The organism is Mesorhizobium sp. GW821-FHT04C10 (assembly GCF_059420305.1).
Map to the genome: position 1 here is coordinate 3,352,735 of NZ_JBWKTL010000001.1, position 25,610 is coordinate 3,378,344.

Annotated in this window: 23 protein-coding genes and 2 pseudogenes; 11 read left to right on the forward strand and 14 right to left on the reverse strand. The window is 66.3% G+C overall.

Features of this window, described 5'->3' with window-relative positions:
* Window positions 1-115: 115 nt before the first annotated feature.
* The gene (locus tag AC07UC_RS16215; protein ID WP_494906719.1) at window positions 116-1,057 is read right to left on the reverse strand and encodes an IS110 family RNA-guided transposase; all 942 of its coding nucleotides are present in this window, start codon (window positions 1,055-1,057) and stop codon (window positions 116-118) included.
* Between the two features lie 571 nt (window positions 1,058-1,628).
* On the opposite strand from AC07UC_RS16215, the gene AC07UC_RS16220 reads away from it, so the two are divergent.
* The 4 genes from AC07UC_RS16220 to AC07UC_RS16235 all read left to right on the forward strand — a co-directional run bounded on the left by AC07UC_RS16220 (window position 1,629) and on the right by AC07UC_RS16235 (window position 5,745).
* Window positions 1,629-2,510 (forward strand): EamA family transporter, encoded by an 882-nt coding sequence (locus AC07UC_RS16220; RefSeq protein ID WP_494906720.1) that lies wholly within the window; start codon window positions 1,629-1,631, stop codon window positions 2,508-2,510.
* Window positions 2,511-2,755: 245 nt separating this feature from the next.
* Window positions 2,756-3,460, forward strand: coding sequence for an outer membrane protein (locus AC07UC_RS16225; RefSeq protein WP_494906721.1), 705 nt, complete (start codon window positions 2,756-2,758; stop codon window positions 3,458-3,460).
* Between the two features lie 144 nt (window positions 3,461-3,604).
* On the forward strand, window positions 3,605-4,990 hold the full coding sequence (locus AC07UC_RS16230; protein ID WP_494906722.1) for an NfeD family protein: 1,386 nt from the start codon (window positions 3,605-3,607) through the stop codon (window positions 4,988-4,990).
* Window positions 4,987-5,745, forward strand: coding sequence for a slipin family protein (locus tag AC07UC_RS16235; protein WP_202326749.1), 759 nt, complete (start codon window positions 4,987-4,989; stop codon window positions 5,743-5,745). Before AC07UC_RS16230 ends, AC07UC_RS16235 begins: the two co-directional genes overlap by 4 nt.
* A gap of 44 nt (window positions 5,746-5,789) precedes the next feature.
* Here the strand turns inward: AC07UC_RS16235 and AC07UC_RS16240 are convergent, their stop codons facing one another.
* Window positions 5,790-6,719, reverse strand: coding sequence for a LysR family transcriptional regulator (locus AC07UC_RS16240; protein ID WP_494906723.1), 930 nt, complete (start codon window positions 6,717-6,719; stop codon window positions 5,790-5,792).
* A 97-nt stretch (window positions 6,720-6,816) separates the two neighbouring features.
* Between AC07UC_RS16240 and AC07UC_RS16245 the strand changes: the two genes are divergently transcribed.
* A complete protein-coding gene (locus AC07UC_RS16245; protein WP_494906724.1) occupies window positions 6,817-7,827 on the forward strand; it encodes a zinc-dependent alcohol dehydrogenase family protein in 1,011 nt (336 codons plus the stop codon).
* 267 nt (window positions 7,828-8,094) lie between these two features.
* Here AC07UC_RS16245 and AC07UC_RS16250 read toward each other — a convergent pair whose 3' ends face one another.
* The 6 genes from AC07UC_RS16250 to AC07UC_RS16275 form a co-directional block, all read right to left on the reverse strand.
* On the reverse strand, window positions 8,095-10,389 hold the full coding sequence (locus tag AC07UC_RS16250; protein WP_494906725.1) for a xanthine dehydrogenase family protein molybdopterin-binding subunit: 2,295 nt from the start codon (window positions 10,387-10,389) through the stop codon (window positions 8,095-8,097).
* Entirely contained in the window at window positions 10,386-11,369 is a 984-nt protein-coding gene (locus AC07UC_RS16255; protein ID WP_494906726.1) for an FAD binding domain-containing protein, read from the reverse strand. The genes AC07UC_RS16250 and AC07UC_RS16255 overlap by 4 nt, the downstream gene beginning before the upstream one ends.
* A complete protein-coding gene (locus AC07UC_RS16260) occupies window positions 11,366-11,839 on the reverse strand; it encodes a (2Fe-2S)-binding protein (protein ID WP_140771124.1) in 474 nt (157 codons plus the stop codon). The genes AC07UC_RS16255 and AC07UC_RS16260 overlap by 4 nt, the downstream gene beginning before the upstream one ends.
* Before the next feature lie 165 nt (window positions 11,840-12,004).
* The gene (locus AC07UC_RS16265) at window positions 12,005-14,263 is read right to left on the reverse strand and encodes a xanthine dehydrogenase family protein molybdopterin-binding subunit (protein WP_494906727.1); all 2,259 of its coding nucleotides are present in this window, start codon (window positions 14,261-14,263) and stop codon (window positions 12,005-12,007) included.
* Window positions 14,253-15,311 (reverse strand): FAD binding domain-containing protein, encoded by a 1,059-nt coding sequence (locus tag AC07UC_RS16270; RefSeq protein WP_494906728.1) that lies wholly within the window; start codon window positions 15,309-15,311, stop codon window positions 14,253-14,255. Before AC07UC_RS16270 ends, AC07UC_RS16265 begins: the two co-directional genes overlap by 11 nt.
* On the reverse strand, window positions 15,308-15,805 hold the full coding sequence (locus AC07UC_RS16275; RefSeq protein WP_140771130.1) for a (2Fe-2S)-binding protein: 498 nt from the start codon (window positions 15,803-15,805) through the stop codon (window positions 15,308-15,310). The genes AC07UC_RS16270 and AC07UC_RS16275 overlap by 4 nt, the downstream gene beginning before the upstream one ends.
* A gap of 285 nt (window positions 15,806-16,090) precedes the next feature.
* On the opposite strand from AC07UC_RS16275, the gene AC07UC_RS16280 reads away from it, so the two are divergent.
* On the forward strand, window positions 16,091-16,708 hold the full coding sequence (locus tag AC07UC_RS16280; RefSeq protein ID WP_202326757.1) for a TetR/AcrR family transcriptional regulator: 618 nt from the start codon (window positions 16,091-16,093) through the stop codon (window positions 16,706-16,708).
* Window positions 16,709-16,768: 60 nt separating this feature from the next.
* Window positions 16,769-17,767, forward strand: a complete 999-nt coding sequence (locus tag AC07UC_RS16285; protein ID WP_494906729.1) for a bestrophin family protein — start codon at window positions 16,769-16,771, stop codon at window positions 17,765-17,767.
* Window positions 17,768-17,786: 19 nt separating this feature from the next.
* Here AC07UC_RS16285 and AC07UC_RS16290 read toward each other — a convergent pair whose 3' ends face one another.
* From AC07UC_RS16290 to AC07UC_RS16305, 4 genes are all read right to left on the reverse strand, one after another.
* Window positions 17,787-18,059, reverse strand: coding sequence for a hypothetical protein (locus AC07UC_RS16290; RefSeq protein ID WP_202326759.1), 273 nt, complete (start codon window positions 18,057-18,059; stop codon window positions 17,787-17,789).
* 122 nt (window positions 18,060-18,181) lie between these two features.
* Window positions 18,182-19,186, reverse strand: coding sequence for a zinc-dependent alcohol dehydrogenase family protein (locus AC07UC_RS16295; RefSeq protein ID WP_494906730.1), 1,005 nt, complete (start codon window positions 19,184-19,186; stop codon window positions 18,182-18,184).
* Window positions 19,187-19,235: 49 nt separating this feature from the next.
* Window positions 19,236-19,493, reverse strand: a complete 258-nt coding sequence (locus tag AC07UC_RS16300) for a hypothetical protein (RefSeq protein ID WP_494906731.1) — start codon at window positions 19,491-19,493, stop codon at window positions 19,236-19,238.
* A 106-nt stretch (window positions 19,494-19,599) separates the two neighbouring features.
* The gene (locus AC07UC_RS16305) at window positions 19,600-20,352 is read right to left on the reverse strand and encodes a DUF899 domain-containing protein (protein WP_494906732.1); all 753 of its coding nucleotides are present in this window, start codon (window positions 20,350-20,352) and stop codon (window positions 19,600-19,602) included.
* Window positions 20,353-20,647: 295 nt separating this feature from the next.
* Here AC07UC_RS16305 and AC07UC_RS16310 point away from each other — a divergent pair, with 295 nt between their 5' ends.
* The 3 genes from AC07UC_RS16310 (at window position 20,648) to AC07UC_RS16320 (ending at window position 23,563) form a co-directional block, all read left to right on the forward strand.
* On the forward strand, window positions 20,648-21,868 hold the full coding sequence (locus AC07UC_RS16310; RefSeq protein WP_494906733.1) for a helix-turn-helix domain-containing protein: 1,221 nt from the start codon (window positions 20,648-20,650) through the stop codon (window positions 21,866-21,868).
* A gap of 89 nt (window positions 21,869-21,957) precedes the next feature.
* Window positions 21,958-22,590 carry a Vgb family protein gene (locus AC07UC_RS16315; protein ID WP_202326764.1) on the forward strand — a complete coding sequence of 211 codons (633 nt, stop codon included), beginning with the start codon at window positions 21,958-21,960 and terminating at the stop codon, window positions 22,588-22,590.
* Window positions 22,591-22,732: 142 nt separating this feature from the next.
* Window positions 22,733-23,563 carry an aldo/keto reductase gene (locus AC07UC_RS16320; protein ID WP_494906734.1) on the forward strand — a complete coding sequence of 277 codons (831 nt, stop codon included), beginning with the start codon at window positions 22,733-22,735 and terminating at the stop codon, window positions 23,561-23,563.
* A 104-nt stretch (window positions 23,564-23,667) separates the two neighbouring features.
* Here the strand turns inward: AC07UC_RS16320 and AC07UC_RS16325 are convergent.
* Both AC07UC_RS16325 and AC07UC_RS16330 read right to left on the reverse strand, forming a co-directional pair.
* Window positions 23,668-23,985, reverse strand: a pseudogene (locus AC07UC_RS16325) (endonuclease domain-containing protein); the annotation flags it as partial.
* A 165-nt stretch (window positions 23,986-24,150) separates the two neighbouring features.
* On the reverse strand, window positions 24,151-24,459 hold the full coding sequence (locus tag AC07UC_RS16330) for a hypothetical protein (RefSeq protein WP_140771158.1): 309 nt from the start codon (window positions 24,457-24,459) through the stop codon (window positions 24,151-24,153).
* A gap of 175 nt (window positions 24,460-24,634) precedes the next feature.
* Here AC07UC_RS16330 and AC07UC_RS16335 point away from each other — a divergent pair.
* Window positions 24,635-25,293 (forward strand): annotated as a pseudogene (locus AC07UC_RS16335) (glutathione S-transferase family protein).
* Window positions 25,294-25,610 lie beyond the last annotated feature (317 nt).

A 25,610-nucleotide genomic window follows, 5' to 3' on the forward strand; every position in this document is an offset into this window, starting at 1 on the left:
AGTTCGGCTCGGTTCGCGACAGGCGCGGCATCAGATTTCAAACTGAGACATTACCTCTGGGGGCGGTTGCTTGCGTTGACGAGTTGCATACGCCGCAGCTTCTCCAACGTCGTCATCAACTCTGAGGAATGGTGGCGTCTCTGAGCCTGGCGTTTAGGGTAACGACGATCTTTCGCATGACTGCAGCGATGGCCACCATTGGCTTTTTGCCGTTGGCGATGAGGCGTTTGTAGAAAGTTGCGAACTCGCCCCTTCCGGCAGCGGCGTGCAATGCGGGCATGTAGAGCATGCTCCTGATCTCCGGTCGTCCGCCACGGATTTTGCGGTAGCCTTGCTTTTGTCCGCTGTCGTTTGGATGAGGCGCGAGCCCTGCAAGCGCGGCAGCCTTTCGACGTGTCATGGTGCCGAGTTCGGGCAAGATGGCCAGCAGCTTGGCGGCCACGATTGGGCCGAGACTGTCCATGGCCGTGCAGATGGCGGCTCGATGCTTGAGGGCGCTGCTGTTGGCGATCAGCTCGCGCATGGCTGCATCGATCGCCTGGATCTGACGCTCGACGACTTTGATCACGGCCTCGAAGGAGGCGGCGAGGTCTCGAGCACCAGGTGCCTTGGCGCGGTTCTTCTCGGCGATCTTGATGGCGATGAGCTCCTGGCGGCGGCGCACCAGGGCGCGCAAGCGGGTCTCGTGGGGGTCCGGAGCCTGCCAAAGGGTCAGCTTTTCCCAGCGTTCGCGGCCGTAGGCCCTCAACATCGCGGCATCGATGGCATCGCTCTTACCGTGGGTGCCGTAGGAGCGGATGAAGCTCTTGACCTTGAGCGTGTCGGCGCGATGGCAGGCGATGCCGGCACGCAGGCACTCTTCGAGCAGCAGGCCTTCATGGCCACCGGTCGGTTCACAGACCACAAGGTCTGCCTGCTTGTGGCTCTTGAGGAAGGCGCGGATCGTGCGTCGCTGGTTGTCGATGACATGGGTGGTGGTGCCATCGGCGGCGGTGATGGTGTCCTTGGCGATATCGAGGCCGAGGCACAGTTTCGGTTGTTGGTGCAAGAAGGCCATGCTGGTGGTATCCTTGTCAGGCTTCGGATTGTTTGCGGGCGTGGCGCCAGCCAGCGGCCAATCAACTCTCCAAGCGATGGCGGACAAAGACGGCAGGGACCATGATGACGTCGGGTGTTGCCCGATCCCAGGGACGGTCGCCTGCCGCCGGGACTGCCGGTTGTGATGGGCCGCAGTCCCGGCCGCCAGACTACCCGATCCTTCTCAAACAATCCTAGGGCGGAGCAGGAGCGAAGAGACGTCGCGGAGACCCTGGGATCCATTCCGTGACCTTAGACGTGTAGTGCAGCGGTGCAGAATTCTGGACCGTAGTGACGCTTTGGAGTCCCGGCATGGATCCTCGGGTCTGCGCCGCGTCGCTGCGCTCCTTGCTCCGCCCGTGGATGACGAAGTGATTGATCTCTCTGCCAAACGTCAACGCATTTGGCCCGTCAACGCGCGCGATCCGCCGACAAATCAATTTCTAAGCGCTTGCCCCATCAAGACGCCGCTGCTGTCTCACGACAAGCCCGCCGGGTCGGCCTATTTCCATGCCGCTAGGCGATTTGTGCCCCGGAAGGATGAAACCAAAGTGACATCGATGCCGGTTGCCAGTCGCGAAGCGGCGCCCTTGCCCGTCGCGGCGCTGATGGGCGCGATGGTGTCGATCCAGATCGGCGCCACTTTCGCAAAAACCCTGTTTCCGGTGATCGGCGCGCAAGGCACGACGACGCTGCGGCTGGTCGTCGGCGCGCTGATGCTGATCGCGGTGTTGCGTCCCTGGCAGATGCGGCCGACACGCGCCACCTTGCCCTGGCTCGTCGCCTATGGAGTGACGCTCTGCGCGCTCAATCTGCTGTTTTACGCGGCTCTTGCCAGGATCCCGCTCGGTGTCGCCGTGGCGCTCGAATTTTCCGGGCCGCTGCTGGTCGCGACGCTGACGTCGCGGCGCGCCAGCGACTTTGCCTGGATCGCGCTGGCGGTGGCAGGCATCATCCTTTTGTCGCCCTTCACCCGCTCTCAGCAGCCGCTTGACCCGACCGGGGTGATGCTGGCGCTGGCGGCCGGCGGCTTCTGGGCGCTCTATATCGTGCTCGCCCAGAAAACGGGCGCCGAGCTTGGCACACGCACCACCGCCTATGGCATGGCGATCGCCGCCGTGCTGGTGCTGCCCTTCGGCATCGCCGAGGCCGGAACGGGGCTGCTGGCGCCGTCGATCCTGGTCAGCGCCTTGCTCGTCGGCCTGTTTTACAGCGCGCTGCCGTTCTTCCTGGAGATGGTCGCGCTGACCCGGATGCCGGCCCGCATCTACGGCACGCTGACCTGCCTGGAGCCGGGGCTCGGCGCGCTCGCCGGCTTCCTGTTCCTGCACGAAAGCCTGAGCCTGCCGCAGCTGGCCGGCATCGCCGCTGTCATCGCGGCGGCCGCTGGCACGGCGCTGACCTCGAAGCCACCGGTCCCGTCGCCGGAGTAGGTGCCGCACCGCGCCGTCCTCGCCGGTGCCTTCGTGTCACAGCGGCCGCGTTCGCATCGATCGACTGCGGCTGAATGGTCACACCGATCGGGAAAGCGGCGTCCCGCTTTCCCGGACAATTCCGGTGCGACCCAGCCCAAGACGCAGCCGACGGACAATGCAACACCGGGGCCTCGACCACAGCTGGATCGCCACGGAGTATTTTCGTGGCGAGGACCACAACATATTGGGGCGGCAGACAAACAATGAAAATCATTCTTCTCGCGACGGCCTTCATCCTGGCGCCTGTCGGCATGGCGTGCGCGGCCGACATCAATGAGGTCTCGCCCGTCGCCGGCTACGACTGGTCCGGCCTCTATGCCGGCGTCGACGCCGGCTACGCAGCCGGAAAATCCAATCTCTTCATCGCCGGCGGCGGCTTCGGCGGCGGATCCGACCTCAGCGTGCCGCTTGATCCGGACGGTTTTGTCGGCGGCATCCATATCGGCGCCAACTACCAGATGGCGAACAGCTTCGTGATCGGCGCCGAGGCCGACATCGCCTACAGCAATGCCGACGGACTGACACCTGTCGACACCGGCGGCGGTGGCGTCACCACATTGCTCAAGAGCGAACTCAAATGGCAGGGATCGGCGCGGCTGCGGGCGGGCTATGCGTTCGACCGGACCTTGCCCTACATCACCGCCGGCGTGGCCGCGGCCAAATATGAAGTGACCGCGGTCAGCGCCGGCCCCGGCGGTGAAATACCGTTCCACGACGAGAGCCATGTCGGCTGGACGGTTGGCGCCGGCATCGAGCATGCCTTCACCGACAGATGGATCGCGCGGGCCGAATACCGCTACTCCGATTTCGGCAACCAGGATCTGTCGATAGCAGCCGGCCTACCTACCGAGACGAACGTCGACCTGCAGACGCACGATATCCGGGTCGGGCTCAGCTACAAGTTCTGATCCGCAGACCGAACAATATCCCGCGCCGACCCTTTCGGCGCGGGTCCGCAATCCGTCATCGCTTCGGCCTTCGCCGGTCGCCGACTTCGGCTCCTCTTGGACTCGCCAAAATACAACCCATATTGAGTCCATGGAGCTTTGAGCGTGACCTTCGCGCGGGTGGCCCTTCTTGCCGCGGCCTTCGTCGCCGTGGCTGTTTTTTCTCCCTTCTCTTCAGCCGGGAGCGAGAGGGTCGCGCTGAGCGTCGCCATCGACGGCGCCATCGGGCCGGCAAGCAGCAGGCAGCTCGAGGAAGCGCTCGATGCCGCCGCCAAGCGGGACGCGACGGTCCTCATCCTTCAACTCGACACGCCGGGCGGGCTGGTCACCTCGATGCGCGAGATGATCGCCGCTATCCTGGCTTCGCCGGTGCCCGTCATCGGCTATGTCGCGCCGGCCGGCGGCCATGCGGCGAGTGCCGGCACCTACATCCTCTACGCCACCCATGTCGCGGCGATGGCGCCGGGAACCAATCTCGGCGCCGCGACGCCGGTCGAGATCGGCGGGCTGCCGTCGCTTCCGGGCGGCGAGAAGGACGACCAGAAGGACAAGAGCGACCAGAAGAGCCAGGGCGGGCGGCCGGCAGGCGACGCGATGATGGCCAAGGTGACCAATGACGCGGTCGCCCTGATCCGGTCGCTTGCCGAATTGCGCGGGCGCAATGGCGACTGGGGCGAGAAGGCGGTGCGCGAGGCGGCGAGCCTGTCGGCCAATGCGGCGCTGCAGGAACATGTCATCGACTTTGTCGCCCGCGACACAACCGAACTCCTGCAACTGGCCGACGGGCGCACCGTCGATGTCGCCGGCAAGAAGATGGTGCTGGCGACCAAGGGGCTGCCGGTCGAGACGCTGGAGCCCGGCTGGTTCATCCGGCTGCTCGGCGTCATCACCGATCCGAACGTCGCCGTGATACTAATGCTGGTCGGCGTCTATGGCATCGTCTTCGAGTTCACCAGTCCCGGGGCGGTCGCGCCCGGCGTCATCGGCACGCTCTGCCTCGTGCTCGGCCTCTATGCGCTCGACCTGCTGCCGATCAACTATACCGGCCTTGCCCTGATGCTGCTCGGCCTCGCCTTCCTCGTCATCGAGGCGTTCAATCCCACCGTCGTGCTCGGGCTCGGCGGCGTGGCCGCCTTTCTGTTCGGCGCCGCCATGCTGCTGCGGGTAGAGGGGCCGGGCTTTGCCATGTCGTGGGCCGTCATCGGTCCCGCCGCGGCGCTGACGCTCGGGCTGGCGCTGCTGACCGGCACCTATGTCTGGGCGGCGCGCAAGAACCCGCCGCGTGTCGGCGGCGAGGCCATGCGCGGCCTACCCGTCGAGATCCTCGACTGGCAAGGCGCGGAGGGCCATGTCCTGGCCCTGGGCGAGCGCTGGCGGGCGAAGGCCGACGAGCCGATCGCGGCCGGCGACAGCGTCGAGATCACCGATATCAGCGACCTCGTGCTGACGGTGCGGCGGCGCGACGCGGCAAGGAATGGAGCACCACAATGATGATTGGTTATATCGCCTATCTGGTCGTCGCACTGGTCGTGATCATGTTCCTGTCCTCGGCCATCCGCATCCTCAGGGAATATCAGCGCGGCGTGGTCTTCACGCTCGGCCGCTTCACCGGGGTCAAGGGGCCCGGCCTCATCATCCTCGTTCCCTTCGTGCAGCAGATGGTGAAGGTCGACCTGCGGGTGGTGGTGCAGGACGTGCCGCCGCAGGACGTGATTTCGCGCGACAATGTCTCGGTCAAGGTCAACGCGGTGCTCTATTTCCGCATCGTCGACGCCGAGCGGGCGGTCATCCAGGTCGAGGACTACATGGCCGCCACCAACCAGCTGGCGCAGACCACGCTGCGCTCTGTGCTCGGCAAGCATGAACTGGACGAGATGCTGGCCGAGCGCGACAAGCTCAACAGCGATATCCAGGAGATCCTCGACCAGCGCACCGATGCGTGGGGCATCAAGGTGTCCAATGTCGAGATCAAGCATGTCGACCTCAACGAGAACATGATCCGCGCCATCGCCAAGCAGGCCGAGGCCGAGCGGCTGCGGCGCGCCAAGGTGATCAACGCCGAGGGCGAGCAGCAGGCGGCGGCGAAACTGGTCGAGGCGGGCCGCATGCTGGCGGCCGAGCCGCAGGCCATGCAGCTGCGCTATTTCGAGGCTTTGCACGACATCGCCGGCGAACGCTCGTCGACGGTGGTGTTCCCGCTGCCGGTGGATCTGCTCAGCCAGTTCATGAAGGGGCAGGGGAAGTGATGGTGTGCGCGTAATCTCCCCCTCGAGGGGGGAGATCAGCAACCTCACCGCCGCCAGGGCGGCTCCGGCGCGAAGCGCTTGCCGATCCAGTCGGCGAAGGCGCGGGTCTTGGCGGCTTGGCCCTTGGCCGAGGGCATGACAACATAGACCGCGCCTTCGTCGGCCAGCGTCCACTCCTCCAGCACAGGCACCAGCCGTCCGTCGGCGAGTTCGCGGCCGACCAGCCAGTCGGTGCTCATCATCAGGCCGACGCCTTGCACGGCGGCCTCGACCAGCACCTCGGCATCGTCGCTGACCAGCGGCCCGGAAACCTCGACGCGCGCGCGCCGGCCCTCGCTGTCGGTCATCTCCCAGGCCGGAAAGGTCTGGAAGCCGCTGAAGCCCAGGCAGGAATGTCCGAGCAGCGCCTGCGGTGTCTCCGGGTGGCCCTTTCGGGCGAGGTAGGAGGGGGCCGCGCAGAGCAGCCGGCGTCGCGTCGCCACCTTGCGCGCCACCAGGCGTGAATCCTCCAGCGCGCCGAGCCGCACGGCGACGTCGAAATTCTCCGCGACCAGATCGGCGAAGCGGTTGGAGAATTCGGCCTCGATGCGGACATCGGGAAATTCGGCAAGGAATTGCGGCAGCAGCGGACCGATCCACATGCGCCCGAACGTGCCGGGCAGCGCTAGCCTGAGCAGGCCGCGCGGACCGCCGCCGGCATGCGCCGACGCGGCGGCCTCGGCCTCGTCGACGGAAGCGAGGATGGCGCGCACGCGCACCAGGAATTCGGCGCCCGCCTCTGTCAGCGAGACGCTGCGCGTCGTGCGGGCGAGCAGCCTGACCCCCAGCCGCTCCTCCAGCGATTGCAGGCGCCGCGACAGGATGGTCGCGTCGCGCCCGACGCGCGCCGCCGCCCGGGTGAAGGAGTGCGCCTCGGCAATGGCCGCGAAAGCCGCCATTTCGGCAAGGGCCGCTGGTTCATGGGATTGCTGCATGATTTGCAATACTCAAATGTAGAAGATCGGAATTATCCAGAAATAACGCAGCAACTAGGTTCACTCAACCCATCAATCGTCCCAACGGAGTGAAACCATGAAAGCCATCGAACTCAGCCAACCCAGGCTGGACGCATTCCGCGCCGCCACCGTTGCAACCCCTGAGCCGCAACGCGGCGAGGTGCTGATCCGCCAGCGCGCGGCGAGCCTCAATTTCGTCGATGTCGCGGTGGCGAGCGGCAATTATCCCGGGCCGGTCTTTCCGCTGATCCCCGTCGCCGACGGTGCCGGCGAGATCGTCGCGGTGGGTGAGGACGTCACGAGATTCAGCATCGGCGATCGCGTCGTCGCCCATGCCAAGCCACGCTGGATCGGCGGCCCGCCGCGACCCTACGAGATGAGGCAGATGCGCGGCGTTTCGCTGCCGGGGTCGCTGGCCGAATATGTCGCGCTGCCGGCCAATTCGCTGGTGCCGGTCCCGGCGCATCTTTCCTTCGAGGCGGCATCGACGCTGCCGATCGCCGGCACCACCGCCTGGAACGCCGTCCGTGCCGCCAATGTCGGGCCGGGCTCGGTCGTGGTGCTGCTTGGCACCGGCGGCGTCTCGATCTTCACCCTGCAGCTTGCGAAGGCCGCCGGCGCCACCGTCATCATCACCTCGTCGTCGGACGAGAAGCTGGAGCGGGCGAAGGCACTCGGCGCCGATCATCTCATTAATTACCGTGCGGCGCCTGACTGGGACGGCAAGGTGCTGGAGCTGACCGATGGCCTCGGCGCCGACCTCGTGGTCGAGACCGGCGGCACCGCCACCTTCGCCCGCGCCATCAACGCCACCGCGCCCGGCGGCACGCTGTTCACCATCGGTTTCGTCACCGGCGCCGAGGCCACGGTCAACCTGCTGCCGATCATCATCAAGGCGCTGAAGGTGATCGGCAACAACACAGGATCGGTATCGGATCTTCGCGACGCCGCCCGCGCCATCGGCGCGGCAGGGATCGAGCCGGTCGTCGACAAGGTGTTTTCACCTGGCGATGCGGCCGAAGCCTACGCCCACATGGCCGCCGGCGGCCTGCATTTCGGCAAGCTGGTGTTCGGCCTGGAGTGGTGAGGAGCGTGATCTCCCCCCTTGAGGGCAGGGCAATCGCATATGAAACTTCCCGAAGGTTTGCCCGGCACGTACCCCCACCCCTAACCCCTCCCCACAAGGGGGAGGGAGACTCGCGCCGGCGCTGAACTCGGCAAACTGTAGAAGTTTCGACGCCAAAGCGTAGCGCGCGGCAGCGTTCCCTCCCCCTTGTGGGGAGGGTTAGGGTGGGGGTCCTCTTCGTAAAAACTCATATGCAATTGCCCTGCCCTTGAGGGGGAGATTACGCGCTCAGATCAGCTTCTCCAGCGTAATCGGCAGGTCCCTGATCCTCTTCCCCGTCGCATGGAACACCGCGTTGGCGATCGCCGGCGCGACGCCGACGATGGCGAGCTCTCCGACGCCCTTGCCGCCGAGCACCGAGGAATGCAGGTCGGGGATGCCGACCGAGATCACCTCGATGTCGGGAATGTCGGCATTGGTCGGCACCAGATAGTCGGCGAGGTTGTTGTTGACGATGCGGCCATGGCGGCGGTCGACTATGCCTTCCTCGAGCAGGGCCTGGCCGATGCCCATGATGATGCCGCCCTTCCACTGGCTCTCGGCGAGCTTCGGGTTGTAGAGCCGGCCGGAATCGAGCGCCGACACCACGCGTGATACACGTACCGTGCCGAAATCCTCGTCGACGCGCACCTCGACGAAATGCGCGCACCAGGAGTGGCGGGAATAGTCGCCCTCGGTGTGCGGCAGCGCCATGGCGATGGTGGTGTAGTTCTTGTAGCGGTCCTCGGCGGTCGAGTTGGCCGGCATGGTGTCGCCGGTCGCCTCGATGCGGTCGCGCCCCACGCTCTTGAGCAGGTCGGCGATCGAGACATCGGGGCCGTCGCCGCGCGGCGAGCCGATGCGGCCATTGGCGACGACCAAGGTGTTCGCCTGCAGCGTGTGGAAGGGCGAGCGCGGGTCGCTGATCGCCAAGCCCACCAGCTGGTCGAGCGCCGAGGTGGCCGCCTTGTAGACGGCACCCGTCATCACGCCGGCCAGGCGCGAGCCGCCGGTGACGCCGGCGCGGGGAAAGCGGGAGTCGCCGAGCTTCACCACCACGTCGTCGGCGCTCACGCCGACCGTTTCGGCGGCGGTCTGCGCCAGGATGGTGTAGGTGCCCTGGCCCATGTCGATCGAGGAGCTTTCGACCTCGACCGAACCGTCGGCCAGGATGCGCACGACCGCCTCGCCATAGGCGCGTCGCACCGGATAGGTGCCGGCGGCGACGCCCCAGCCGATCAAATGATTGCCGTCGCGCATCGAGCGCGGCGCCGGCGTGCGCCTGGCCCAGCCGAAGCGCTCGGCACCCGCTGCAAAAGCCTCTCGCAACTGCCTGGTCGACCAGGCTTTTCTGGCGTGCGGGTCCTGTTCGGCATAGTTGCGCAGCCGGATTTCCAGCGGATCGATGCCGACCTCGTGGGCGAGCTCGTCGATGGCGCTCTCGATGCCGAAGGCGCTAGGGTTTTCGCCCGGCGCGCGCATGGCGCCCGGCACCACGGAATTGACCCGCACGACATTCTGCTTCGAGGAGAAATTCGGCGTCGCGTACATGATCGAGGTGACCGATCCCAGCGGCTCGACCCACATGCCGTCGATGGATGTTTCATTGACACCGCGATGCACGATCGACCGGATCACGCCGTCATGGTCGGCGCCGATCGTCACCGTCTGCCGTGTCGCGGCGCGGCCGCCATAGCCGGTAAAAGTCTGCGGCCGTGTCATCACCAGCTTCACCGGCCGGCCCAGCATTTTGGCGGCACTGGCGGCAATCGCGCCGTGGCTGAGCGCCAGTGCCTTGGAGCCGAAGCCGCCGCCGATATAGGGCGAGACCAGCCGCACATTCCCGAACGGCACTTCGAACCATTCGGCATAGGTGCGGGCCATGCCGTCCAGCCATTGGCTGGGCTCCCACACGGTCAGACGATCGCCTTCCCAGCGCGCGATCAGGCCATGCGGCTCCATCGGCGCCTGGTATTCGCGCGGCGTGTTGTAGGCGGCGCAGATCCGCACCGGCGCCGAGGCGAAGGCGGTGGCCGCGTCACCCCATTCCTTGGTCATGGCGTCGATCGGGATACCGTCGCCGGCCTTGCCGTCGCTGAGGTCGACGATGGAAGGCGTCTCGTCATAGCTGACCTTGACCAGCGCCGCCGCGGCGACCGCCTGCTCGAAGGTCTCCGCCACGACGGCGGCGACATGCTGGCCTGAAAAGGTGATGTCGCGCGCCAGCGGGCAGTAAGGCTTGTCCGGCGGCGGCGTGCCGAACCAGTCCGACGCGGTTCTCAGGCTGATGATGGTGTCCGGTGTCAGCACCTTGAGCACGCCCGGCGCTGCCTCCGCCTGCGCGGTGTCGATCGCGCGTACCTTGCCGGAGGCAATCGTGCTTTCGACCAGCACGGCATGGGCGAGGCCTTCGAGCTGCTGCTCGACGGCATATTTGGCGGCACCGGTGATCTTGGCCGGGCCGTCGACGCGCGACAGCCGGCCGCCTACGGCTTCCGCCAGCGCGCCATCCGAGGCGTCGCCATGTCTTGTGTGAACAGTCATGCCGTCTCTCCCAATTTGAGGATGGCCCGCGCGACAACGCGCGGTGCGAGTTCGATCTTGTAGTGGTTGGCGCCATGGTCGACAGCGCCCTCGACGGCAAGCAGGCTGGCCGCGCGGACAGCGTCCGGTTCCAGCACCTTGCCTATCAAGGCGGCCTCCACGGCCCGCGCCCGCCACGGTTTCGTCGCGACGCCGCCGAGCGCCACGCGCAGGTCGCGGATGGTGCGCCCATCGGCTTCCAGCTCGAGCCCTACGGCAGCACTGGCCGCCGCGAATTCGTAGGATTGCCGGTCCCGGATCTTGAGGTAGGTCGAACGGCGGGCAGCAGCGGATGAGGGGATCTCGATGGCGGTGATCATCTCGCCCGGCTCGATCGCGTGTTCCCTGCCGGGCGTGGTGCCGGGCAGCAGGAAGAAGTCGTCGACCAGAAGCCTGCGCTCGCCCAGATGAACGATCGCGTCGAAGGCGACCAAGGCGGTGGCGAGGTCGCCGGGGTACATGGCGATGCAGGCTTCGCTGGTGCCGAGCACGGCGTGGCCCCTGGTGACGCCGCCGATCGCCGAACAGCCGGAGCCTGGCTCACGCTTGTTGCAGGCGGAAAAGTTCGAGGGATCGCGGAAATAGGGGCAGCGCGTGCGCTGCATCAGATTGCCGCCGATGGTCGCCATGTTGCGGATCTGCGCCGAGGCCGCCTGCCACAACGCTTCGGAGATGGCGGGGAAGCGGCTCTTGATGTCGGCATGGTCGGCGACATGGCCCATTCGGGCGAGCGCGCCGATGATGGCGCGGTGTTCGCCCACTTCGATCCGGTCGAGGCCCTTGAGGTGGGTGATGTCGACCAGCGTGTCGGGTTCGGCGACGCCGCATTTGGCGAGGTCGATCAGCGTCGTGCCGCCGGCAAGCAGCATGGCGCCGGGCAGGGCAGCGGCCTGTCGTGCGGCATCAACCGAAGTGGCGCGCAGATAGAAAAAATCCCTCATGATGCGACCTCCAGGGCTGCCTGGCGCACGGCGGCGACGATGTGCGGATAGGCGCCGCAACGGCAGAGATTGCCGGCCATGTATTCACGGATCTCCTCATCCGAGCCGGCATGGCCCTCGCGGATACAGGCGACCGCCGACATGATCTGGCCCGGCGTGCAATAGCCGCACTGGAAAGCGTCCTGCTCGAGGAAGGCAGCCTGCACGGGATGCAGTTCGCCCTCCCGTGCAAGCCCCTCTATGGTGGTGATGGCGCGGCCCTCGGCCTGCGCCGCCAGCGTCAGACAAGCCAGCACGCGCTCGCCGTCGACATGCACGGTGCAGGCGCCGCACTGGCCGTGGTCGCAGCCCTTCTTGGTGCCGGTCAGGCCGAGCCGTTCGCGCAAGGCATCGAGCAGCGTCACGCGCGGCTCCAGCTGCAATTCGTGATGATGGCCGTTGATATCGAGATGGACGGGGATTTTCGTCATGGGCGTCTGGCTCCAGTTGCTTGACGCGAGGTCGGTTGATCATGTTGCGCGGGCGGGGCTGCCGGCGGGTCTAGCTCCAGCGGTCCGGCCCTTGGCTGTCGCTTCGAACGTTCGTCTTTCGGGAAGCCAGGCAATTGGCTTCCCGTCCATTCTGCGGACCACTCCTCACCCCAGCAGGTCCTCGATGCGGATCGGAAAGCGGCGAGGCCGCACGCCTGTTGCATGCCAGACCGCGTTGGCAACCGCGCCGGCGGTGCCGGTGATGCCGATTTCGCCGACGCCCTTGATGCCGAGCGCGTTGACGTGGGGGTCGTCCTCATGGACCAGGATCGCCTCCACCGACGGCACGTCGGCATTCACCGGGACATGGTATTCGGCGAGGTTGGCGTTCTGTATCCGGCCCGAGCGCCGGTCGGTGCTGGCTTCTTCATGCAGCGCGAAGGAGACGCCCCAGATCATGCCGCCATAGTACTGGCTGCGCACCAGCCTGGGGTTGATGACCCGTCCGGCGGCGAAAGCGCCGACCAGCCTGGTGACGCGGATTTGCCCGAAATCCGGATCGACCTTGACCTCGGCGAACACGGCACCGTGGGCATGCTTGGCATAGGTCTCCTGGTACGCCGGGTCCGGGGCGGCCTTGCCACGGCCTTCGATCTCCGTGAGGCCTGCGCGCGTGAGGATCTCGGCATAGCTTTCACCGCGGCTTTCATCGTCGCGCCGGTACAGCCGGCCGCCGCGCGCCAGCACGCCTTCATTGCCGGCGCCGAACAATGGCGAGGCCTCGTTGCCGGTGGCGAGATCGGCGAGCCTGGCGATGACGGCGGCGCCGGCATTGTGGATCGCCATGCCGGCCGTCGCCGTGTGGCCGGAGCCGCCGGCAATGCCCGCATTGGGCAAGTCGGAGCTGCCGGCCCTGAAATCGACCTGGCCGATGTCGAGCCCGAGCCCGTCGGCGGCGATCTGGGCGAAGGCGGTCCAGGCGCCTTGCCCCATGTCCTGCGCGCCGGTCTCCATCAGGCCGCTGCCATCGGCCCTCAGCACCGCACGCGCCTCGGCCTGGAACATCAGGGCCGGGAACGTCGCCGTACCCATGCCCCAGCCGGTGAGGAAACCGTCGGCGTCGCGCATCTGCCGCGGACGAAGCGGGCGGCTCGCCCAGCCGAACGCCCCGGCCGCCTGTGCGTAGCATTCGCGCAGGGCCTTTGAAGAGAACGGCTTGCCGGTCATCGGCTCGACTTCGGCATAGTTCCGCAGCCGGAATTCCAGCGGGTCGATGCCGCAGGCATGAGCCGCCTCGTCGATGGCGCTCTCCAGGGCTATCGAGCCGGTGGCTTCACCGGGTGCGCGCATGAAAAGCGGCGTACCGGTGTCGAGCCGCACCGCCTCGTGCGAGGTGGCGATCGCCGGGCTGGCATAGAGTGTGTGCGAGGCATCCGCCGCCGGTTCGAAGAAATCGTCGAATGTGCTCGACGCGGTCTTGGCGTGATGGTCGATCGCCGTCAGCCGGCCCTCGCCATCCATGCCCATGCGCAAGGTCTGGCGCGTCGGAGCACGGTGGCCGACCGGCCCGTACATCTGCTCGCGCCGCAGCACCAGCTTGACCGGACGGCCGACGAGACGCGCCGCCAGGACGCCCAGCACCTGCGGCCCCGAAATCATGCCCTTCGAACCGAAGCCGCCGCCGAGGAAGGGGCTGCGGATGTGGATGTCCTGCGGCGCGATGCCGAACAGGCCGGCGATACGGCCCTGCGCCATGGCAAGACCCTGGCTCGGCGTGTCGATCGACAGCCTGCCGCCATCCCAGGCGGCGACGATCGCATGCGGTTCCATGGCGTTGTGGTACTGGGCCGGCGTCTCGTAGGTGGCTTCGATCCGCGTCTTCGCCGATTCGAGGCCGGCCTCGACATCGCCCTTGTGCTGCACGGCCGGATTGCCGACGCCGACACCACGCGGCACGAAGCTTTCGGCGCCGTCGAGACCGACGCGCGCCGGCAGCGCCTCATAGCGCGGCGAGAGCAGCGCCGCCCCTTCGGTCGCCGCCTCCAGCGTTTCGGCGATCACCACGGCGATGGTCTGGTTCGGGTAGCGGACCTGATCGTTCTGCAACAGGTCGAGCCGGAACATGAAGGGATTGTCCTTGGCATCCGGATCGATGGCGAGCGCCGGCCGGTTGTCGGGCGTCATCACCTCGACCACGCCCTTGTGCGCCTTGGCCGCTTCGATATCCAGCGCGGCGACGCGACCGCGCGCGATGCTGGAGACGGCGAGCACGGCATAGAGCATGCCGGGCGGATGGTTATCGGCCGCGTAGCGCGCGGCTCCGGTGACTTTCAGAAAGCCGTCGCGGCGGGTCAGCGGCTGGCCGATGCTGGAGCCTTGCCGCGCATGGGCGGGTTGCTGGTTGAGGCTGAGTTCAAGCGTCATGGCGCACTCCGGGAATGGAGGAAAAGGGAGAAGCCGGAAGGGCCGGTATCCGCTCGGGCGTCCCCGCCATGGCCAATATCAGCGCCCTGACCACGATGCGGCGGGCAAGCTCGATCTTGAACGCATTGTCGCCGGAGGGGCTGGCATCGGCCAGGGCCGCGTCCGCCGCGCTGGCGAAGGTCGCCTCGTTGGCATCCGCGCCAAGCAGAATGGCTTCCGCCGAGCGCGCCCGCCACGGTTTGGCCGCGACGCCGCCCAGTGCCAGCCTCGCGGCGCGGATCTTGCCGCTGTCGACGACAAGTGCCGCGGCGGCCGAGACGACGGCGAAGGCGTAGGAGGTGCGTTCGCGCACTTTCAGGTAGCGGGCGTTGGCAGCGAAGGAGGCTGCCTCTGCCGGCAGGCGCACCGCCACGATCAGGTCGCCGGGCTCCAGCACATTCTCCCGCTGCGGCGTATCGCCGGGAAGCCGGTGGAATTCCTCCAGCGTCACGTGGCGCCGGCCCTGCTTGCCTTCGATCTCGACCACGGCGTCGAGCGCCACCAGCGGCACGCAGAAGTCCGACGGATGGGTGGCGATGCAGGCATCGCTCCAGCCGAGCACTGCGTGCAGGCGGTTCTCGCCTCCAATCGCGTCGCAGCCGGTGCCGGGCTCGCGCCTGTTGCAGGCGCTGGCGGTGTCGTAAAAATAGCTGCAGCGCGTGCGCTGCAGGAGATTGCCGCCGACGGTGGCGGCGTTGCGAAGCTGCGCGGAGGCGCCCGACAACAGCGCCTCGGCCACCGCCGGATAGGCCTTGGCGAATGCCGTGTCGTGGGCGAGATCGGCGTTGCGGACCAGCGCGCCGATGCGCAGGCTGCCATCGTCCAGCTGTTCGATGCGGTTGAGCTCCGGCAGCCGCGAGATGTCGACGATGCGCTCGGGGCTGGTGATGCCGCCCTTCATCAGGTCGAGCAGATTGGTGCCGCCGGCGAGATAGGCCGAACCCGGCTGCGCGGCGGCCGCGATGGCGTCCGGGATCGTGGCCGGCCTGACGTAATCGAAGTCCCTCATGCCGCGGTCCTCCGGTCGGCCTTGGCAAGTTGCTCCTGAGCTTCCAGGACGGCCTCGACGATGCCGCCATAGGCCGCGCAGCGGCATATGTTGCCGCTCAGGCCCTCGCGGATGCGTTCGGGATCGTCGCCGGCCTGTCCTTCGGCGATCAGGCCGAGCGTGCTCATGATCTGGCCCGGTGTGCAGAAACCGCACTGGAAACCGTCATGGGCGATGAAGGCGGCCTGCACCGGGTGCAGGTCCTCGCCACGGGCGACGCCCTCAATGGTCAAGACGTTGGCGCCGTCATGGCTGACCGCCAGCGCCAGGCAGGAGTTGATGCGATTGCCGTCGACCAGCACCGTGCAGGCGCCGCACTGGCCGCGATCGCAGCCCTTCTTGGTACCGGTGAGGTCAAGCCGCTCGCGAAGGAGATCGAGCAGGGTTACGCGTGGATCGACTTCCAGTTCGTGTCGGTGTCCGTTGATGGTAAGCGTGATGGGAAGACTGGTCATGGGCGTCTGGCTCCAGTTTGCTTGACGCGGATCGGGAGTGAACTGGTGCCTTGCCGGAGAACGGCAAGGTAACCTTTTGGTCAGGTGTTGGCGGGAGTGACAGCGGATCTCCCGGGAGATGGGCGGGCAGGGGAGATGTCAGCTTGCAGGTTCGAAAGGCGTGACATAAGCGTTCCCCTTCTTATATGATGAAAGCACTCCACTAAAACGGAGGCGCCTCCGTTTATTACGTGGGGGCTGGCCCGGCCGGGTTCAAGCCCCCATATTTCGACCGTGGAGAAAAAATTGGCCGTTGAGCCGTCCGTCATCGCTGAAACGAACACCGCCGCGGAAACCAAGCCGCTGCGCGCGGACGCGCAACGCAACCGCGACCGGCTGGTCGAGGTGGCGGCATCGGTCTTTGCCGAACGCGGCATCGATGCCTCGCTGGAGGATATTGCGCGCCGCGCCGGTGTCGGCATCGGCACGCTCTACCGGCATTTTCCGACCCGCGAGCATCTGGTCGAGGTGGTCTACCGCCGCGAGGTGGAGGCGCTGTGCGCGGCGGCCGGCGAGCTTGCGGCAAAGCATCCGTCCGATGTCGCGCTGGAAGAGTGGATGCGGCGCTTCGTCGACTACATCGCCACCAAGCGCGGCCTGGCAACCAGCCTGCGCATCCTGCTCACCACCAATTCGACGCTGTTTTCCGACACGTCGGGCAGGGTCTCCCAGGCCTTGCGGCAATTGGTCGAGGCAGCGGTGGCCGACGGCACGATCCGGGGCGATGTCGATGCCTCCGACGTGCTGCATGCACTGTCCGGCATCTACTCCGCACCCGATACGCCGGAGTGGCGCGACCGCTCGCGCCGGCTGGTCAAGCTGTTGATGGACGGCTTGCGGTTCGGGGCAAACAGCGCGCGTTGAGGGGCTGGATACCGGCCGCGTGACAACCATGCCTGTCCACGATCTTTGAGGGGGGATCCGATGTATGTAGGCCGTTCCTACAAGCTGATCGACTTCGCGCTCTGGTCGCGGCGCAGCGTCATCTACATGGTGGTGGTGAGCGGACTGGCGGTCGCGGCCTATCGTCTTCCGGGCCTTGCTGGGTTCTCGGTGCCGTGGTCGGTGGTGCTGGTGCTCGGCACCACCGTGTCGCTCGTTGCCGGCTTCAAGAATTCGCAGGTGTTCACCCGCAGCGGTGAGGCGCTGCAGGCGTTCACGCAAATCACCGCCAGCAGCCGGGTGTGGTCGAATTTCTGCCGGGACTTCCTCGATGCGCCGACGGCCAGGCAACTGATCTACCGCCATATCGCCTGGATGACGGCACTGCGCTTTTCGCTGCGGCGGCCGATGCCCTGGGAATCCATGGGGAAGGCCGCCAATATCGAATACCGGCGGCGCTACCGCATCCAGGAGGATACCGGCTCGCTCGCCGGCGACTTGCAGCCGTTGCTGGCCGAACAGGCCGGCAAGGTGCTGGAATCGCCGCAGCCGGCGATCGCCCTGCTCGAAATGCAATCGGTCCAGGTCAATGCACTGCTCAAGGACGCCAAGATCCCCCCGCAGATCTATGGCGAACTGACGAAGCTGATCCGCGATTTCCACGATCAGCAGGCGCGCTGCGACCGCATCAAGAACAATCCCTATCCGCGCCAGTACGCCATCGTCAGTTCCATGTTCGTCATGATCTTCTGCACGCTGTTGCCGTTCGGTGTCGTTCCGGTCTTTGCCGACATGGGCAAACTTGGCGGCGTGCTCGGCACGATCGGCATCTGGCTGACGATCCCGTTCAGCACGCTGCTGGGCTGGGCCTACATGTCTCTCGACCAGGTCGGCGAGAGCAGCGCCAACCCGTTCGAGGGCAACGCCAACGACGTTCCGATCTCGCAGATCTGCCGCGACATCGAGATCGAGTTGCGCGCCGGGCTCGGCGAGACTGACCTCCCCAAGCCATTGCTGCCGGTCAACGATATAGCGACCTGAAGGGCCGGACCTGGCGCGGTTACGCCTTCGCCTCGACCAGGATCACCAGCGATTCCGGCACCACGCCATCGTGCACCATCGCGTCGGCGGCTTTCTGGCTCTTCATCATTTCCGCCAGCGCATCCATGTCAGGAACGTCCATCATCAAAGCCACCCGTTTCGGGTTCTGGGGATCGACGAAGGTGCGGATGTTGGTGATCCCCAGCGAGCCGAAAAGCTCCTTGCGCTTGGGTGAACTGAGCCAGTGCTTGCTGTCTTTCGTGATGTCGTGATGGCCGATTACGGTTGGCATGGCATCCTCCCCAGGGTGACGCCGGCGGTCGAAATCGCCCGCCTGATGCTGCGATCCACCTGTACAAGGCACTGAGCGCCGTTTCCTGCAGGCTGTCAATTAGCTGTTGCTGATGGAATGGATCAAAGCTCCAGGCAAACCTTGCCGAAGTGCTTTCGCGCTCCGTAATGCGTGAAGGCGGCGGCGATGTCGCGCAGCGGAAAGCGGCGGTCGATGACGGGCTTCAGCCTGTTGACCTCTATCGCGCGGATCATGTCCTCCTGGTCCGCCCGGCTGCCGATCGAAATGCCGCTGATGCGGATCTGGTTCGAAAACACGGTCGGGATCGAAACTTCAGCGGCAAAACCGGTCAGGACGCCGATCAGGGCGATGTGGCCGCCTGTCCGGCAAGCGACCAGGGATTGCGCCAGCGTGGCGGGGCCGCCGACCTCGACCACGTGATCGACGCCGCGCCCGTCGGTCAACTCCCGGGCCTTGCGGCCCCAATCCGGAACGGCCCGGTAGTTGATGGTGGCGTCGGCACCGAGGCTTGCGAGCCGTTCCAGCTTTTCCTCGTCGGACGAGGTGGCGATGACCCGGGCGCCGGCGGCCTTGGCGAATTGCAGCGCGAACAGCGACACACTGCCGGTGCCGAGCACCAGCACCGTGTCGCCGGGCTTCACCTTGCCGCACACCACCAGGCCTCGCCAGGCGGTGACGCCGGTGCAGGTGAGCGCCGCCGCCTCCAAATGGCTATGGCCCGCCGGGGCTTTCGTGAAGGCATGCGCCGGCATGCACACATATTCGCTGGCGAAGCCGTCGAAGCTTTCTCCCGGAATGTCGCGCCTGGTGGCGGGCGTCATGTCGCCGTCCAGCCACCAGGGATAGAAAACGCCGACCACGCTGTCGCCCGGCCGGAGCGCATCGACATCGCCGCCGACGGCGATCACTTCACCGGCGCCGTCGGACAGCGGCACGCGGCCGTCGGCGAGCGGTGTCTTGCCCTGCACCGCGAAATCGTCGCGCATGTTCAACGAGCAGGCGCGGATCCTGACCAGCACGTCACCCGGCCCCGGCCGCGGCGGATCTTCCTCGACCAGTTCGAGCCTGTCCAGGCCACCCGGCGCTCTCAGCCTGACCAGCTTCATTGTCTTCTCCGATGTGTGGATGTCTTGATATGGCGACAGCGAACCGGCGCTATCGGATCTGGCGGCCGGAAATCACCCGCAGCCAGGGTGCGAGATGGAAGGCGCTCATCAGCAGGTACATGGCAGCCATGCCGGTCAGCGGCGAGCCGCCCATGCACAGCATGGCCGCGTCGCCACCTTGAAGACACGAGAACAGGGCCATTAGAGCGAAGGTCGGTGCCGCCGCGAGACACAGCCAGTCGGCGACGCCAAGGGGGGCGGTATTTTCGGGGGTCGCGCCGCCGATGCCGGAATGGATGTCGGTCATGGTCCTTTTCCCTAATGATCACGCCAGTGACGAGGCCTGCGCTTGGGTTCCTCGCCCCCAAGGTGGGGCAGGAGGAACCCAAGCGGGATGGCGTCGATCCACCGTCCTATTGTTCGCCCTTGTCGCGGAAGGCGGCTTCGCCGGCGGCGGCCACTTCGGCCCACTTCTTGTCGGCACCGGCTTCGTAATTGTCGTGCCAGTTCCACCAGCTGTAGAGCGGGGTCTGGGGATAGCCTTCGGGCGAGTCCTCCCAGACCTCCTGGCGGCCGAGCGGGGTGGCGTCGAGATAGCTCCAGACCGTGCCCATCGCCTCGTCGCCGCGGCTGTTGATGAAATAGGTGCGGAAGACGCGGTCGCCGTCATGGATGAAGACGTTGTGGCCATGCCATTCGTCGACCCCGAAGTCTTTGTCGAAGCTGTCGGTGATGGTGTACCAGGGCATTTCCCAGCCCATCCGCGTCTTCAGCCGCGCAATATCGGCCTGCGGGGCGCGCGAGGCGTAGGCGAGCGTGGTGTTGCGGGCGTTGAGATGGGCGAGATGGCCGACCTGGTCGGCGCCGAGCGAGCAACCGCGGCAGGCGTGATCGGGCCAGCCATAGACACCGGGCTCGAAGAAGGCGCGGTAGACGATCAGCTGGCGGCGGCCTTCGAACAGGTCGAGCAGGCTTGCCTTGCCGTTGGGGCCCTCGAACACGTAGGCCTTGTCCACTTCCACCCACGGCATGCGCCGGCGTTCGGCGGCGAGCGCGTCCTTGGCGCGTAGCGTCGCCTTCTCCTTCACCAGCATCTTTTCGTGCGCGGCGTCCCATTCCTGCCTCGAAACGATCGGCGGGGTCTTCATCGTCATGTGCTTGGTCATTGGTCTTCTCCTTTGCCAGTCATGGGGCCGTCGCGGCCTGTGGTCGCCCGGGGATCCTGAGCCAGGGTGGGGCGGTGAGGGAGGGGTGTTGCATCATCCGGTCCGGCGCAGCAGGGGTGACGCCGGGCAGGCCCGGTGGCATCGTTCGGTGCGTCGAGAGCAAGGTCGGTTGAGACAGTCATCGCGTTCTCCTTGGTGCGCCGCCCGTTGCCGATGCGGCTTGCTGCTTGGCTGCGGTGACTTAAGTTAGGGCGGTGCTTTTCGAGGTGGGAGTTACAAGTGTGACGGGATTTGAATGGACTCGCTGATCACGGCGGCGGCACTGGCGCTGGCGTCTGGCGATCCGCTCGGCGCGCTCGACCGCGTCGCGCTGCGTGAGGACGCGCCGGCCTTGGCGCTGCGCGGCATTGCCATGGCGCAGCTCGGCGACTTCGACCGCGCCAAGCTGTTGTTGCGGCGCGCGGCCCGCGCGTTCAGCCCGAAAGAGGCCGTCGCGCGCGCCAGATGCGTCGTCGCCGAGGCCGAGATCGCGCTGGTCTCACGCGATCTGGGCTGGCCCGCCAAGGCGCTCGACGCGGCGCGGACCGCGCTGGAAAAGCATGGCGACCGGCTGAACGCGGCGCATGCGGGCCAACTCAAGGTCCGGCGCCTGTTGCTGATCGGCCGCCTCGACGAGGCCGAACATGTGCTGGCTGGGCTCGACCCGACGCCGCTGCCGCCGGCCGCGAGGGCGGCGCACGAGCTCGCTGTCGCCGGCATCGCCATGCGGCGCCTCAGGATCCGTCCGGCGCGCGCGGCGCTGGAATGGGCAAGCAACGCCGCCCGCCAGGCCGGTATTCCCGGCCTCATGGCGGAGGTCGTCAGCGCATCCCTGGCGCTCGAAACACCGGCGGCGCGGCTGATCACGCAAGGTGCGGAGCGGCCGCTGCTGCTCGAAGAGGTCGAGGCGCTGCAGGCATCGCCGGCGCTGGTCATCGACGCCATTCGCTATGTCGTGCGCGCCGGCGACAGCACCGTCTCGTTGGCGAGCCGGCCGGTGCTGTTCGCGCTGGCGCGTGCGCTTGGCCAGGCTTGGCCCGGGGATGTATCACGCGAGGATCTCGTGGCGCGGGCCTTCGGCGGCAAGCACGCCGATGAATCGCACCGCGCGCGCCTGCGCGTCGAGATCGGCCGGCTGCGCGCCGAGCTTGCCGCGCTGACGGATATCAGCGCCACAAAGCGCGGCTTCACGCTGGCGCCGCGCGAGGGGCGCGCGGTGATGGTGCTGGCGCGGCCGATCGAGGAACGGCACGCGGCGGTCCTGGCCTTGCTCGCCGACGGCGAAGCCTGGTCGAGCTCGGCCCTGGCGCTGGCGCTCGGCACTGGCCAGCGCAGCGTACAGCGGGCGCTCGAGCCGCTTGCCGAGGCCGGCAAGGTGCAGTTTTTCGGCCATGGCCGGGCGCGCCGCTGGATGACGCCGCCAGTGGCCGGATTCACGACCACCTTGTTACTCCCGGCGCCGCTGCCGAACGGCTAAGGTGTGGCGATATCCGGATGAGGCCGGCCTGCAAATGGCGGCCTGCCCCGGATTTCGACACCTTGGATGACGACCATGAGGATCAAGACATGAAGCATTCAGCGGCCGAAATCCTGCGCGAATACGGACCCTTTCCGGGGGTGGAGCGGGTGCATGGGGTGAGTTTCGACGGCGAGAACGTCTGGTTCGCCTCGGGTGACAGGCTGAACGCCTTCGATCCGCAAAGCGGGCAGGCGCTGCGTTCGATCGATGTCGCGGCGCATGCAGGCACCGCCTATGACGGCCGGCATTTCTTCCAGCTCGCCAATGATCGCATCCAGAAGATCGATCCCGATACCGGCAAGGTGCTCGCCACGATCCCGGCGCCCGGCGGCGGCCGCGATTCCGGGCTGACCTGGGCCGAAGGCACGCTTTGGGTAGGGCAGTACCGGGAACGCAAGATCCACCAGATCGACCCCGAGACCGGACAAATCCTGCGCACGATCGAATCCAACCGCTTCGTCACCGGGGTGACTTGGGTGGACGGCGAGCTGTGGCACGCCACCTGGGAGGGCGACGAGAGCGACCTGCGCCGCGTCGACCCGCAAACGGGCAAGGTTCTGGAGAGGCTCGACATGCCGGACGGCATCGGCGTTTCGGGGCTGGAATCCGATGGCGGCGACCGCCTTTTCTGCGGCAGTACGTCCTCCGGGGTGGTGCGGGCGGTGCGCCGGCCGAAATGAGACGGTTCTCCTGACAGGGACATCAGGGCTGCCGGTCCGCGTTTGCGAATTTGTCCACCGGTGACTGGCCGTCGCCTTAGTGCGTGCCTAGATAGGCTGCGTTGGGCGACCGCCCGGACATCTCTTCGCAAAGGAACCGACCATGCCCGAACAGATCACGCTGAACGACGGCGCCACCATTCCCCAGCTTGGCCTTGGCGTCTGGCAGGTCGATCACGACATCACCGCTGATGTGGTGGGCTGGGCGATCAAGGCCGGCTACCGGCTGATCGACACTGCGCAGGGCTACCAGAACGAGGAGGGCGTCGGCGAGGCGATCCGTGCCGCCGATGTGCCGAGAAGCGAGCTATTCATCACCTCGAAACTGCGCAACGGCGCGCACCAGCGCGATGCGGCCCTGCGCGCTTTCGACGATACGATGAAGAAGCTCGGCATCGAGCAGCTCGACCTGTTCCTGATCCACTGGCCGGTACCCAGCCAGGACAAATATGTCGAGGCCTGGAAGGCCCTGATCGAGCTGAAGCAGGCCGGCCGCATCAAGTCGATCGGCGTCTCGAATTTCAACAGGGATCACCTAGAGCGCATCATCGGCGAGACCGGCGTGGTCCCGGTGGCCAACCAGATCGAACTGCATCCGCGCTTCCAGCAGCGTGCGCTCAGGGATTTCCATGCCCTGCATAACATCCATACCGAAAGCTGGAGCCCGCTCGGCAGCGGCCGGCTGCTCAGCGACCCGACGATAGCGGGCATCGCCGGCAAGCACGGCAAGTCCGCCGCGCAAACGATCATCCGCTGGCACCTCCAGCAAGGGCTGATCGTCATCCCGAAGTCGATCCATCAGGACCGCATCGCGGCCAATTTCGATGTCTTCGATTTCGAACTGGACGAGCAGGACCTGAAGACGATCGCGGGCATGGATTCGGCCGACGGCCGCGACGGACCGAATCCGGCTACGGCGGCGTTCTTGTTCTGAGGGTTGGACCTGAAGGAGGCGGCGACGAAGCTGCCAATCTCCCCCCAAGTGGGGGAGATGCCCGGCAGGGCAGAGGGGGGCGCTGTCCCGCCGACCACTCGGTCCGCGTCGCCCAACCCCGCAACTATGACAATATGCTGGCAGACATTGCCAATGTCTCGGATGACATGGTCATTCCAGAACCGCAGCACAGTCCAGCCGTCCTCTTCCAAGCGCTTCGTCCTGGCCTGTTCGGCTATCACCAGATTTTCGTCGCCATGCTGAGAGCCATCGACCTCAACGATGAGCTTTTTCTCCGGGCAAGCGAAGTCGACGATGTAGCCGGCGATTGGAAATTGCCTGCGAAAACCCAAGCCCATCAGCCGATGCCCGCGAAGTTCGTTCCAAAGCTTTAACTCGGCGCCCGTCATCACCTTGCGCATCGATTTGGCATTGGCACGTTGTCTTGGCGGCAGGGGCGTGTGGGTCGTTTTCAGAGGTTGGTCGAGGTCGGGATGTCGACGTTTCTACTCTACGGCGCCCCCCTCTGTCCTGCCGGACATCTCCCCCACGAGGGGGGAGATCGGCGGCTTCACCGTCCGCGCTGGTCAAATCCCGGAACCGTCCAGCTGTTGCGCATCGTCGCCTTCCCAGGGAGCGGGCATCGAGCCGCCCCGACTGAGATTGGCCGAGGGCAGGGGCATCCAGCATTTCAGCTCCGGCTCGGCATATTCGACGACGCGGCCGGGCGAGGAGTCCGACGCCCGCCAGCCTTCCCCGGCGAACTGGTCGCCGCGCGACCAATAGGCGAGGTCGACTTCCGCCGGCCCCTGTTCGGAGGGGCGCACCGTGACCAGGATCCGGCTGCCGTCCATGGGCGCTGTCGACATGTGGCGCCACCGTTCGGGCTCGTCCATCGTATTTCCTCCTGCTTTTGGTGCGAGAGGAAGTGTCGCCTCGCCATCGGAGCCGGTCAACCCAAACTTTGTCGGATTGCACCGTCCACTTTCGTCCTTGGTCTGGCGATGTTGGCCAGGACAAGGAGAGGCATTCATGAGTGACAGGGTCGAGCCGGTGCCGGCAGCGGGCGAAATGAAACTGTATTTCAGCCGCAACCCCAATCCGCGCCTGGCGGTCGCGGTGGCGCGTTACCTCGAGGCGGGGGTGACCTTCGAATTCGCGTCGCCCTTCGCGCCGGGGCAAGCGCAACGATTTCGGCCGCTCAATCCCAACCTTTCCCTCCCCATACTGGCCTGGCCGGGCGGCAGCCTGTGGGAGACCGACGCCATAGCCTGCCGGCTGTCGCGCGACATGCGCTCGATTTCTGGCGCTCCGGCGATGACGAACCGGAGATGATCCGCTGGCTGAGCTGGGGCAAGGAGAATTTCGCCAGGGCCTGCGACATGGTGCATTTCGAGCGTGGCACCAAGCAGCGCTATCATCTGGGCCCGATCGATCATCAGCTGGTCGAGGAGGGGTTGGGCCTGTTCCACAAGATGGCGGCGATCCTTCAGGCCGCACTTGCGGGCCGGCAATGGCTGGTCGGGGATAGGGTCTCCTATGCCGACTTCCGCATGGCAACGTTCCTGCCTTTCAACGATGTCGGGAGGCTGCCGCTCGGTGATTATCCCGTGCTTGCCGAGTGGTATCGCCGGCTTGAAGGCATCGAGGCCTGGCGTGATCCGTTCAATGGGCTCGACGCGCCCGAATTGCCGCCGGTGCCGGGGCAAGGCGCGGAAGTGAAAACGTAAAGGTGAAACCGACGGCCGGCGCATACAGAGAGGGAACTTGAAGACGCCGGCCGTCATCTGGGGCGTTGGGTGCATCCCGTTGGGGCGCGATGCAGGGTCAGGCTAGGCGGATGAACGGCATCTTCAATCGGAACGCCTGCCCATGGTGAATGAGGGGTTACTATCCACAGGCCGGCCGGGCGATGACCACTCTTCGCCCGGCCTTCACCGTCTCTCGCAACTGTGTGCAACACCGGGCAGTAGGCCATCAGTGCTCGACGGGCAGCGCCTGGGTTGGTAAGCCCCATGCCGCGCAGGAGACCTTATTGAGTCGAGAC

Coding starts and splice junctions, on each gene's coding strand:
- AC07UC_RS16215 (WP_494906719.1), bottom strand. CDS start 1,057: ATGGCCTTCTTGCACCAACAACCGAAACTGTGCCTCGGCCTCGATATC.
- AC07UC_RS16225 (WP_494906721.1), top strand. CDS start 2,756: ATGAAAATCATTCTTCTCGCGACGGCCTTCATCCTGGCGCCTGTCGGC.
- AC07UC_RS16235 (WP_202326749.1), top strand. CDS start 4,987: ATGATGATTGGTTATATCGCCTATCTGGTCGTCGCACTGGTCGTGATC.
- AC07UC_RS16240 (WP_494906723.1), bottom strand. CDS start 6,719: ATGCAGCAATCCCATGAACCAGCGGCCCTTGCCGAAATGGCGGCTTTC.
- AC07UC_RS16245 (WP_494906724.1), top strand. CDS start 6,817: ATGAAAGCCATCGAACTCAGCCAACCCAGGCTGGACGCATTCCGCGCC.
- AC07UC_RS16250 (WP_494906725.1), bottom strand. CDS start 10,389: ATGACTGTTCACACAAGACATGGCGACGCCTCGGATGGCGCGCTGGCG.
- AC07UC_RS16255 (WP_494906726.1), bottom strand. CDS start 11,369: ATGAGGGATTTTTTCTATCTGCGCGCCACTTCGGTTGATGCCGCACGA.
- AC07UC_RS16260 (WP_140771124.1), bottom strand. CDS start 11,839: ATGACGAAAATCCCCGTCCATCTCGATATCAACGGCCATCATCACGAA.
- AC07UC_RS16265 (WP_494906727.1), bottom strand. CDS start 14,263: ATGACGCTTGAACTCAGCCTCAACCAGCAACCCGCCCATGCGCGGCAA.
- AC07UC_RS16270 (WP_494906728.1), bottom strand. CDS start 15,311: ATGAGGGACTTCGATTACGTCAGGCCGGCCACGATCCCGGACGCCATC.
- AC07UC_RS16275 (WP_140771130.1), bottom strand. CDS start 15,805: ATGACCAGTCTTCCCATCACGCTTACCATCAACGGACACCGACACGAA.
- AC07UC_RS16285 (WP_494906729.1), top strand. CDS start 16,769: ATGTATGTAGGCCGTTCCTACAAGCTGATCGACTTCGCGCTCTGGTCG.
- AC07UC_RS16290 (WP_202326759.1), bottom strand. CDS start 18,059: ATGCCAACCGTAATCGGCCATCACGACATCACGAAAGACAGCAAGCAC.
- AC07UC_RS16295 (WP_494906730.1), bottom strand. CDS start 19,186: ATGAAGCTGGTCAGGCTGAGAGCGCCGGGTGGCCTGGACAGGCTCGAA.
- AC07UC_RS16300 (WP_494906731.1), bottom strand. CDS start 19,493: ATGACCGACATCCATTCCGGCATCGGCGGCGCGACCCCCGAAAATACC.
- AC07UC_RS16305 (WP_494906732.1), bottom strand. CDS start 20,352: ATGACCAAGCACATGACGATGAAGACCCCGCCGATCGTTTCGAGGCAG.
- AC07UC_RS16310 (WP_494906733.1), top strand. CDS start 20,648: ATGGACTCGCTGATCACGGCGGCGGCACTGGCGCTGGCGTCTGGCGAT.
- AC07UC_RS16315 (WP_202326764.1), top strand. CDS start 21,958: ATGAAGCATTCAGCGGCCGAAATCCTGCGCGAATACGGACCCTTTCCG.
- AC07UC_RS16320 (WP_494906734.1), top strand. CDS start 22,733: ATGCCCGAACAGATCACGCTGAACGACGGCGCCACCATTCCCCAGCTT.
- AC07UC_RS16330 (WP_140771158.1), bottom strand. CDS start 24,459: ATGGACGAGCCCGAACGGTGGCGCCACATGTCGACAGCGCCCATGGAC.